This is a genomic window from Sphingomonas sp. (assembly GCF_039595165.1).
Taxonomy (GTDB): Bacteria; Pseudomonadota; Alphaproteobacteria; order Sphingomonadales; family Sphingomonadaceae; genus Sphingomonas.
This window is the reverse complement of record NZ_JBCNMA010000136.1, coordinates 1-8,715: the sequence shown is the minus strand read 5'-3', so window position 1 is coordinate 8,715 and position 8,715 is coordinate 1. Positions and strand designations below refer to the sequence as shown.

Genomic DNA, 8,715 nt, shown 5'->3' with positions numbered 1-8,715 from the left:
CGACGACGCCGGTGATCAACAAGCCCGAGGTGGCGATCATCGGCCCCAACAAGATCGTCGAGCGTCCGGTGTTCCAGGGTGACGAGATCGTGCGGGCGAAGCTGATGAACCTGTCGATCAGCTGCGCCCACCGCGTCGTCGATGGCTGGGACGCGGCGAGCTACGTCCAGGCGCTGCGCAAGCTGCTCGAGACGCCCGTGCTGCTGTTCGCCGACTGATGGCGCACTGGCTGCTCAGCTACGAGCTCGCGCCCGACTATCTGGCGCGGCGGTCGCAGTTCCGCGACGCGCATCTGTCGCTCGCCTGGACGGCGGCGGATCGCGGCGAGCTGCTGCTCGCCGGTGCGGCAGGCGATCCGATCGATGGCGCGCTGCTGTTGTTCATCGCCGATGACGCGACGGTCGCGGAGACGTTTGCGCGCAACGATCCCTATGTCGTCAACGGCCTGGTCACGAGCTGGCGCGTCCGTCCTTGGGCGACCGTGGCGGGCCGGGACGCCGCTGCACCGGTTCGCCCCGCCGGCTGAAACCAGCGGCGCGGCGCGGCGTTCGAACCGTCATGCCCCAAGTCCATCACCGCCGCATCGACGTGGACGGCGTCGACATCTTCTACCGCGAGGCGGGGCCGGCCGACGCGCCGGTGCTGCTGCTCCCGCACGGCTATCCCGCCTCGTCCTTCGTGTATCGCAACCTGATGCCGGCGCTCGCCGACCGCTGGCGCACGCTCGCGCCGGATTTCCCGGGCTGGGGGCACAGCGCGACCCCGGCGGACTTCGCGCATGATTTCGACGGCTATGCCGCCTTCCTCGATGCCTTCCTTGACCGGCTCGGCGTCGAGCGATGCGCAATCTGGCTGCACGATTTCGGGTCGCAGATCGGCCTTCGTTTCGCCATCGCCCATCCGGAGCGGATCGCCGCGGTGATCATCCAGAATGGCGACATCTACGAGGACACGCTCGGCCCCAATTACGATCCGCTCAAGGCATATTGGGATGATCCGACTCCCGAGCGGAAGGCGGCGCTGGCCGACGCGATCACGCTCGAAGGCTACCGGCACGAATTCATCGGCGGCACCGAAGGGGAGGTCGCTACCCGAATCCCGCCGGATCTCTGGACGTTGCACTGGGCGCTGACCGATCCGCAGCGGCGCAGCCTCTGTCGCGACGTGATCGCCGGGCTGCGCGCGAATCGCGACTGGTTCCCGCGCTACCAGGGCTATCTGCGCGAGCGTCAACCGGCCGCGCTGATCCTGTGGGGACCATGCGACGGGTTCATGCCCGAAGCGGCGGGCCGCGCCTATCTGCGCGACCTGCCCGATGCCGAGCTCCACCTGTTCGACGATGGCGGCCACTGGCTGCTCGAGACGCATTTCGAGCAGGTCACGCCGCTGATCCGCGATTTCCTCACACGGACCCTCGGCTAGCGCGTCAGCGCCTCGCGCACTTGCTCGCGTCCGGCGATGCGCCGGTCCCTCGCGGCCCGCTTGAGCGCCTCGGCCTTGCCCGACGCTGCCAGCACCTGCCCCGTGATCTCCTTGAACTGCGCGCGATCGCCGGCATTGGCGAAGCCGAAATAGCCCGCCGCATTGTGCCAGGTCCGGCGCGCGAGCAGCTCGCATTGCGCCCGGCTGGCGCGCGCCAGCTCGATCCGGTTCGCCAGCTGCGCCGCTTCGTCGCCCGCCGTGACGACGGTGCGGACGCCCGGCCTGGCCTCCGCCGGAAGCTCCGAGCGATCCACCGCCGCGACGAGCTGCGCCGCTCGCGCACGCGCCCGCTTGGCGTGGTCCTGCGCCAGTTGCTCCAGGCTCGCGATCGACGCGCAATTGCCCAGGATCTGCGGCGCCTGCTGAAGCAGATAGGGACTGCTCAGCACCCCGAGGTTGAGCTTGACCAGCGCATCGTCCCAAGCGCGGTCGTCCTTGTCCGCCTCGCGGATCGCCGCGAGATAGGCGGCCGACGCCGCGCCGCGCGCCGCCGCGCCGCCCGGCACGCTCGGCTTGCCGTCGGCGGCGATGTCGAGCTCGGCGAAGGTCCGCGCATCCTCGGCCGAGCGCGCGACATGGATGCGGCCCGCGCCCAGCCCGGCCAGCGCGCCCGCCGCCGGAAGTGCGAGCAGCGCGCCGCCGACCACCAGCCATTGCCGCGTGCGGCTTCCCGCGAGCAGCACCAGCAGCCACAGCGCGAGGCCCGCGCCCGCCCCCGCCAGCACCATCGTCGAAAGGTCGAGCCGCGGCAGCAGCGCCGGGGCGAACGCGCTGGCGAGGATCAGCGCGAGACAGCTCAGCAGCGCCACGAGCAGCGGCCAGCCGAACACCGCGCTGCGGCGCACCTCATCCTGCTCGAACTCGTCGATCATCCCTGCCCCTTGTTGCGCGAGGACTAGCAGGGCCGACCGGGCGCGGCGAGCCTATTCGGGCCGCGCGCGCGCCTGGGGATAGGTGCCGAGCACGCGCATCGACTTGGTATGGAACTTGAGCTCGTCGAGCGCGCGGTCGACCGCCGGGTCGCCGGGGCGGCCGACGATGTCGCAATAGAATTCGGTCGCCGCGAAGCTGCCGCCGCGCTGGTAGCTTTCCAGCTTGGTCATGTTGACCCCGTTGGTCGCGAAGCCGCCCAGCGCCTTGTAGAGCGCGGCGGGCACGTTCTTCACCTCGAAGACGAAGGTCGTCATGTACGGCCCATGGTCGCGGAGCGGCGGTGCCGAGCGCGCCAGCACGACGAAGCGAGTCATGTTGTGATCGGCGTCGGCGACGTCGTTCTCGAAGATGGTGAGGCCGTAGAGCGCCGCGGCCCCCGGCGGCGCCAGCGCGGCGGTCGCCGGGTCATTGTCCTCGGCCACGACCGCGGCGGCGCCGGCGGTGTCGGGATAGGAGAGCGGCGCGATACCCTGCTGCTTGAGCCACAGCCGGCACTGGCCGAGCGCCTGGGGGTGGCTCATCGCCTGGCGCACGCCAGCGCGTTCGCCCAGGCCCATCAGCGCGTAGCGGATCGGCAGGAAATGCTCGCCGATGATCGTGAGGCCGGATTCGGGCAGCAGGAAATGGATGTCGGCGACGCGGCCGTGGAGCGAATTCTCGATCGGTATGATCGCGCAATCGGCCTTGCCCTCGCGCACGACGTCGATCGCATCCTCGAAGCTGAAGCAGGGCAGCGGCAGCCCGGTGGGGAAGGCCTCGAGCGCCGCCATGTGCGAATTCGCACCCGGCGCGCCCTGAAAGGCGACGGCACGTTTGGGCTCGGCAAGCGCTGCTTGCGTCATGCGTGCGACGATCGGACGCGCGGGCGCGGCGAAATTTTCCATTGGCGGGCGCGATTAGCGAGGTGGAAGAAGCCGAGCAAGCCCGGGTTGCGGTGTGCAAAAGGCCACTCTAAAGGAACCGCCAACTTCGACACGTCGTCATCAACTCTTGGGGCATACGGGCGCGCAATGGACAATCGCATGAACACGATCGCAGGCTGGGTCCTGTTCGGCTGTGCCTCGGCGCTGGGCCTGTCGATCGCCAGCGGCATGATCTATCATAGCGGCAAGCCCGAAAAGGCCGGCTATCCGGTCGAGAGCGCCGACGGCGGCGAAGGCGGCGGCGGCGGCGGTGCCGCGGCCGAGCCGATCGCCAACCGCCTCGCCAAGGCCGATCCCGCCAAGGGCGCGGCGTCGTTCGCCAAGTGCGCGGCGTGCCACACCATCACCAATGGCGGCGCCAACGGCGTCGGCCCCAACATCTGGGCGACCGTCGGCAAGCCGCACGGCCATATGCCGGGCTTCGGCTATTCGGACGCGCTGAAGGGCGTGCCGGGCAACTGGACGTTCGAGGCGCTCGACCAGTGGCTCGCCAGCCCGCGCAAGTACGCGCCGGGCACCAAGATGACCTTTGCCGGCCTGTCCGACCCGCAGGAGCGCGCCAACGTCATCGCGTACATGAACGCGCAGGGCTCGAACCTCCCGCTTCCGGCGGCCGAGGCGGCACCGGCCGCGGGCGACGCCGCCGGCAATGCCGCGGCGCCCGACGCCAACTCGACCGAGATGGGCAATGCCGGCACCCCTGCGAGCGGCGCGCCGTCGGTCGACCCGGCGGCTGCGACCGAGGCGGCGAAGAAGGGCCACTGAGAGTCACCCGATAGACGTCATCCCCGCGCAGGCGGGGGATGACGAAGCGTCGGGATTTATCCTTCGCGGTCCGCGTAGAAGTCCTCGACGATCGCCCACCCCTCTTCCGCGGTCTCGCAGAAGTGGAACAGGTCGAGGTCGCGCGGGCTGATCACGCCCTCCTCGCACAGCGCGTCGAAGTTCACGACTCGGTTCCAGAATTCCTTGCCGTAGAACAGCACCGGGATCGGCGCGATCTTGCCGGTCTGGATCAGCGTCAGCAGCTCGAACGACTCGTCGAAGGTGCCGAACCCGCCGGGGAACACCGCCACCGCGCGCGCGTGCAGCAGGAAGTGCATCTTCCTCAGCGCGAAATAGTGGAACTGCATCGACAGCGACGGCGTCACATATTCGTTGGGCGCCTGCTCGTGCGGCAGCACGATGTTGAGCCCGATCGATTCGCAGCCCTTCTCGGTCGCGCCGCGATTCGCCGCCTCCATGATCGAGGGGCCGCCGCCCGAGCACACCACGAAGTGGCGCTGCCCGGTCTCGTCGAGCGGATAGCAGCTCGCAAGTCCCGCCAGCTCGCGCGCGACGTCGTAATATTTGGACTTCTCGATCAGCCGCTCGGCGATGCGGCGCGACTGGTCGTCGGTGGCGAGGTCGAGCAGCGCCTGCGCCTTGGCCGGTTCGGGGATTCGCGCCGAGCCGTAGATCACGAAGGTCGAGGCGATCCTGGCCTCGTCGAGCAGCAATTGCGGCTTGAGCAGTTCGAGCTGGAAGCGGACGGGACGCAGGTCCTCGCGCAGCAGGAAGTCCATGTCCTGGAAGGCGAGGCGATAGGCGGGATGTTCGGTCTGCGGGGTGGACACGCCGGTCGCGGCGGTCTCGGCATCCTGGCGTGCGCGCGGAAAGACGCGCGAAGGGACTTTGGTATCTGTCATCGGCGACGCTTAATCCAATTCCTCAACGGCAGAAAGGGCCGCGCCCCATGTCGAGATGGAAGTGGTTGTCGTGCGCGGCGTTATAGTCGGGACCGAGCACGGTGGCGAAGCGGCGGCACGCCGAGCGGTGCAGGATGCGCAGGAAATCGCGCACCTTCTCGTCGTCCGAGTTCCACCCTTGCTCGATGCTGATGCGCCGCCCGTCGCGCAGGATGAACGCGGCGACGTCGACCGCATTGCCGAGGCCGTGCTCCGACACGCGCCCCGCCGCGCGGCTTCCGCCGCCGATGATGCCGCGACACGAATAGGTGCCGAAGGTCTCCACCCGCACCAGCTCGCCGTTCAAGATCTCACGCGCGGACGGAACCGCGGCGTTGCGCACCCAGGCGATGAAGCTGCGCGCGAGCGGGCAACGCATCGCCTTGAGGCCCGAGACGGGCAGGCCGACATCGATCAGCTGCACCGCGCCGATCACCTGGCATCCGCCGCCATAGTCGCGGTCGGGCAGCGGGCTGAAGCGCACGCCCTCGCGCGACAGGTCGGCATAGCATAGCTGAGTCTCGCGGCTGGTCGGCAGGTTGAGCGTCACCGGCCCGCGCGGATCGGGACGGATGCCGGGGCGCTTGGGCGGCTCGCGCTCGCCACCGCCGAAGCAGGCGGTCAGGAGCAGGGCGGACAGCAGGACCGACAGAATACGCATCGCACGCGACTTTAGCGGCTGGTCCGAATCCGCGACAACCGCCAAATCCGCGGCGCGGAACGATGGGTTCAAAAGATACTATTCCACCGGCAGCTCTTTGCTTGACTTCGCGGGGCCGGCCATTAGGGCCGCCGGCGGGCCACGCGGTCCCAACGCCGCGCGTGCTCTCTGCAAGGAGAGTCTATATGACTGAAGTGACTGCCGCCGACGCCGGAATTGCGTCCATTGCCAAGCCCGCTCACCTGCCGGCTCGCCCCCATTTCTCCTCGGGTCCCTGCGCCAAGCCTCCGGGCTGGGAGGCGTCGAAGCTCGCGGTCGAGGTCCTCGGACGCTCGCACCGCTCGAAGCTCGGCAAGGACCGTCTCGCCTATTGCATCGAGCTGATGCGCGAGATGCTGCGGCTGCCCGACACGCATCGCATCGGCATCGTCCCCGGCTCCGACACCGGCGCGTTCGAGATGGCGATGTGGACGATGCTCGGCGCGCGCGGCGTGACCACGCTTGCCTGGGAGAGCTTCGGTGAGGGCTGGGTCACCGATGCGGTCAAACAGCTCAAGCTCGATCCCATGGTGATCCGCGCCGATTACGGCCAGCTTCCCGACCTCTCGCAGGTGAACTTCGCGGACGACGTGCTGTTCACCTGGAACGGCACCACCTCGGGCGTGCGCGTGCCGGACGGCGAGTGGATCCCGGCCGACCGCGAGGGCCTGACCTTCGCCGATGCCACCAGTGCGGTGTTCGCCTACGACCTGCCCTGGGACAAGATCGATGTCGCCACCTTCTCGTGGCAGAAGGTGCTCGGCGGCGAGGGCGGCCATGGCGTGCTGATCCTCGGCCCTCGTGCCGTCGAGCGGCTGGAAAGCTACACTCCGGCCTGGCCGCTGCCCAAGGTGTTCCGCCTGGTCAGCAAGGGCAAGCTCGCCGAGGGCGTGTTCAAGGGCGAGACGATCAACACCCCCAGCATGCTCGCGGTCGAGGATGCGATCTTCACGCTCGAATGGGCGAAGAGCCTTGGCGGGCTCGACGGTCTGATCGCGCGCTCGGACGCCAACGCCGCGGCGCTCGACAAGATCGTCGCCGAGCGCGACTGGCTCGGCCATCTCGCCGCGAACGAGGCCTCGCGTTCGAAGACCAGCGTGTGCCTCACCGTCGAGGGCGCCGATGCGGACTTCATCAAGAAATTCGCTTCGCTGCTCGAGAAGGCGGACGCCGCCTACGACGTCGCCGGCTATCGCGACGCTCCGGCGGGGCTGCGCATCTGGTGCGGCGCGACCGTCGACACCGCGGATATCGAAGCGCTCGGCCCCTGGCTCGACTGGGCCTACGCGTCGGCGAAGGCTGGCTGAACTTAACCAACAAATCGTCATTCCCGCGCAGGCGGGAATCTATTCACACAGGTTGTCGAAGGAGCCGCCACGTCAGCGGCAATGGATCCCCGCCTTCGCGGGGATGACGACCTAGGGAACAGGACTAGAGAAATGCCCAAGGTGCTCATCAGCGACAAAATGGACCCCAAGGCCGCGCAGATCTTCCGCGAGCGCGGCGTCGAAGTGGACGAGATCACCGGCAAGACGCCGGAAGAGCTCAAGGCGATCATCGGCCAGTATGACGGCCTCGCCATCCGCAGCGCGACCAAGGCGACGAAGGAGATCATCGACGCCGCGACCAACCTCAAGGTCATCGGCCGCGCCGGGATCGGCGTCGACAATGTCGACATCCCCTATGCGAGCAGCAAGGGCGTGGTGGTGATGAACACCCCGTTCGGCAACTCGATCACCACTGCCGAGCACGCCATCGCGCTGATGTTCGCGCTCGCCCGCCAGCTGCCCGAGGCCGATCTGTCGACTCAGCAGGGCAAGTGGGAGAAGAACCGCTTCATGGGCGTCGAGCTGACCGGCAAGACGCTCGGCCTGATCGGCGCGGGCAATATCGGCTCGATCGTCGCCGATCGCGCGCATGGCCTGCGCATGAAGGTCGTCGCCTATGACCCGTTCCTCAGCCCCGAGCGCGCGGTCGAGATGGGGGTCGAGAAGGTCGAGCTCGACCAGCTGCTCGCCCGCGCCGACTTCATCACGCTGCACACCCCGCTGACCGACCAGACGCGCAACATCCTGTCGAAGGAAAACCTCGCCAAGACCAAGAAGGGCGTGCGCATCATCAACTGCGCGCGCGGCGGGCTCGTCGACGAGGCGGCGCTCAAGGAATTGCTCGATTCGGGCCATGTCGGGGGCGCCGCGCTCGACGTTTTCGTGACCGAGCCGGCCAAGGAGCACCCGCTGTTCAACACACCGAACTTCGTCGCCACGCCGCACCTCGGCGCGTCGACCAGCGAGGCGCAGGTCAACGTCGCGATCCAGGTCGCCGAACAGATGGCCGACTATCTCGTCAACGGCGGCGTCACCAACGCGCTCAACATGCCGAGCCTTTCCGCCGAGGAAGCGCCGCGCGTGAAGCCGTATATGGAGCTCGCCGAGAAGCTCGGCAGCCTGGTCGGCCAGCTCGCCCATGGCAACATCCCGAGGGTCTCGATCCACAGCGAGGGCGCCGCGGCCGAGGTCAACCAGAAGCCGATCGTGAGCGCCGTGCTGGCGGGCTTCCTGCGCACCCAGACCGACACGGTGAACATGGTCAACGCGCCCTTCCTCGCCAAGGAGCGCGGCGTCGAGGTGCGCGAGATCAAGACCGAGAAGGAAGGCGATTACCACACGCTGATCCGCGTCTCGGTCAAGACCGATGCGGGCGAGCGTTCGGTCGCCGGCACGCTGTTCAGCAACCGCACCCCGCGCCTGGTCGAGCTGTTCGGCATCAAGGTCGAGGCCGATCTCGCCGGCCATATGCTCTATGTCGTCAACGAGGACGCGCCGGGCTTCATCGGCCGCCTCGGCGCGACCTTGGGCGACGCCGGCGTCAATATCGGCACCTTCCACCTCGGCCGCCGCGAGGCGGGCGGCGAGGCGGTGCTGCTGCTCTCGGTCGACGAGGCGGTGAC

At 68.4% G+C, this 8,715-nt stretch carries 10 protein-coding genes; 6 read left to right on the top strand and 4 right to left on the bottom strand.

The genetic code is table 11. The annotated features are described in order from the left end of the window. The 3 genes from ABDV68_RS16585 to ABDV68_RS16575 all read left to right on the top strand — a co-directional run. The coding region (locus tag ABDV68_RS16585) for a 2-oxo acid dehydrogenase subunit E2 (RefSeq protein WP_343521215.1) at nt 1-218 on the top strand (218 nt) is incomplete at its 5' end. Beyond that, on the top strand, nt 218-526 hold the full coding sequence (locus tag ABDV68_RS16580) for a YciI-like protein (RefSeq protein ID WP_343521214.1): 309 nt from the start codon (nt 218-220) through the stop codon (nt 524-526). The genes ABDV68_RS16585 and ABDV68_RS16580, both read left to right, overlap by 1 nt. 32 nt (nt 527-558) lie before the next feature. Beyond that, complete coding sequence (locus ABDV68_RS16575) at nt 559-1,422, top strand: alpha/beta hydrolase (RefSeq protein WP_343521213.1); 864 nt, start codon at nt 559-561, stop codon at nt 1,420-1,422. Here the strand turns inward: ABDV68_RS16575 and ABDV68_RS16570 are convergent. Continuing rightward, nucleotides 1,419-2,354 (bottom strand): hypothetical protein, encoded by a 936-nt coding sequence (locus tag ABDV68_RS16570; RefSeq protein ID WP_343521212.1) that lies wholly within the window; start codon nt 2,352-2,354, stop codon nt 1,419-1,421. The two genes, ABDV68_RS16575 and ABDV68_RS16570, sit on opposite strands and share 4 nt — an antisense overlap. A 51-nt stretch (nt 2,355-2,405) precedes the next feature. Continuing rightward, complete coding sequence (locus tag ABDV68_RS16565; RefSeq protein WP_343521211.1) at nt 2,406-3,299, bottom strand: prephenate dehydratase; 894 nt, start codon at nt 3,297-3,299, stop codon at nt 2,406-2,408. A 126-nt stretch (nt 3,300-3,425) separates the two neighbouring features. On the opposite strand from ABDV68_RS16565, the gene ABDV68_RS16560 reads away from it, so the two are divergent. Further along, nucleotides 3,426-4,103 carry a cytochrome c family protein gene (locus tag ABDV68_RS16560; protein ID WP_343521210.1) on the top strand — a complete coding sequence of 226 codons (678 nt, stop codon included), beginning with the start codon at nt 3,426-3,428 and terminating at the stop codon, nt 4,101-4,103. A 56-nt stretch (nt 4,104-4,159) separates the two neighbouring features. On the opposite strand, the gene ABDV68_RS16555 is transcribed toward ABDV68_RS16560, so the two are convergent. Both ABDV68_RS16555 and ABDV68_RS16550 read right to left on the bottom strand, forming a co-directional pair. Continuing rightward, nucleotides 4,160-5,026: an LOG family protein gene (locus ABDV68_RS16555; RefSeq protein WP_343521209.1), complete on the bottom strand. Its 867-nt coding sequence runs from the start codon at nt 5,024-5,026 to the stop codon at nt 4,160-4,162. A 22-nt stretch (nt 5,027-5,048) separates the two neighbouring features. After that, complete coding sequence (locus ABDV68_RS16550; RefSeq protein ID WP_343521208.1) at nt 5,049-5,726, bottom strand: extensin family protein; 678 nt, start codon at nt 5,724-5,726, stop codon at nt 5,049-5,051. A gap of 185 nt (nt 5,727-5,911) precedes the next feature. On the opposite strand from ABDV68_RS16550, the gene ABDV68_RS16545 reads away from it, so the two are divergent. Further along, nucleotides 5,912-7,072: a phosphoserine transaminase gene (locus ABDV68_RS16545; RefSeq protein ID WP_343521207.1), complete on the top strand. Its 1,161-nt coding sequence runs from the start codon at nt 5,912-5,914 to the stop codon at nt 7,070-7,072. Nucleotides 7,073-7,204: 132 nt separating this feature from the next. Further along, on the top strand, nt 7,205-8,715 hold a 1,511-nt coding region (serA, locus tag ABDV68_RS16540; protein ID WP_343521206.1), incomplete at its 3' end, for a phosphoglycerate dehydrogenase.

What these genes read in the sequence shown, in the direction of transcription:
- ABDV68_RS16545 (WP_343521207.1), top strand. Translation starts at nt 5,912, where the DNA reads ATGACTGAAGTGACTGCCGCCGACGCCGGAATTGCGTCCATTGCCAAG.
- ABDV68_RS16575 (WP_343521213.1), top strand. Translation starts at nt 559, where the DNA reads ATGCCCCAAGTCCATCACCGCCGCATCGACGTGGACGGCGTCGACATC.
- ABDV68_RS16570 (WP_343521212.1), bottom strand. Translation starts at nt 2,354, where the DNA reads ATGATCGACGAGTTCGAGCAGGATGAGGTGCGCCGCAGCGCGGTGTTC.
- ABDV68_RS16580 (WP_343521214.1), top strand. Translation starts at nt 218, where the DNA reads ATGGCGCACTGGCTGCTCAGCTACGAGCTCGCGCCCGACTATCTGGCG.
- ABDV68_RS16560 (WP_343521210.1), top strand. Translation starts at nt 3,426, where the DNA reads ATGGACAATCGCATGAACACGATCGCAGGCTGGGTCCTGTTCGGCTGT.
- ABDV68_RS16550 (WP_343521208.1), bottom strand. Translation starts at nt 5,726, where the DNA reads ATGCGTATTCTGTCGGTCCTGCTGTCCGCCCTGCTCCTGACCGCCTGC.
- ABDV68_RS16555 (WP_343521209.1), bottom strand. Translation starts at nt 5,026, where the DNA reads ATGACAGATACCAAAGTCCCTTCGCGCGTCTTTCCGCGCGCACGCCAG.
- ABDV68_RS16565 (WP_343521211.1), bottom strand. Translation starts at nt 3,299, where the DNA reads ATGGAAAATTTCGCCGCGCCCGCGCGTCCGATCGTCGCACGCATGACG.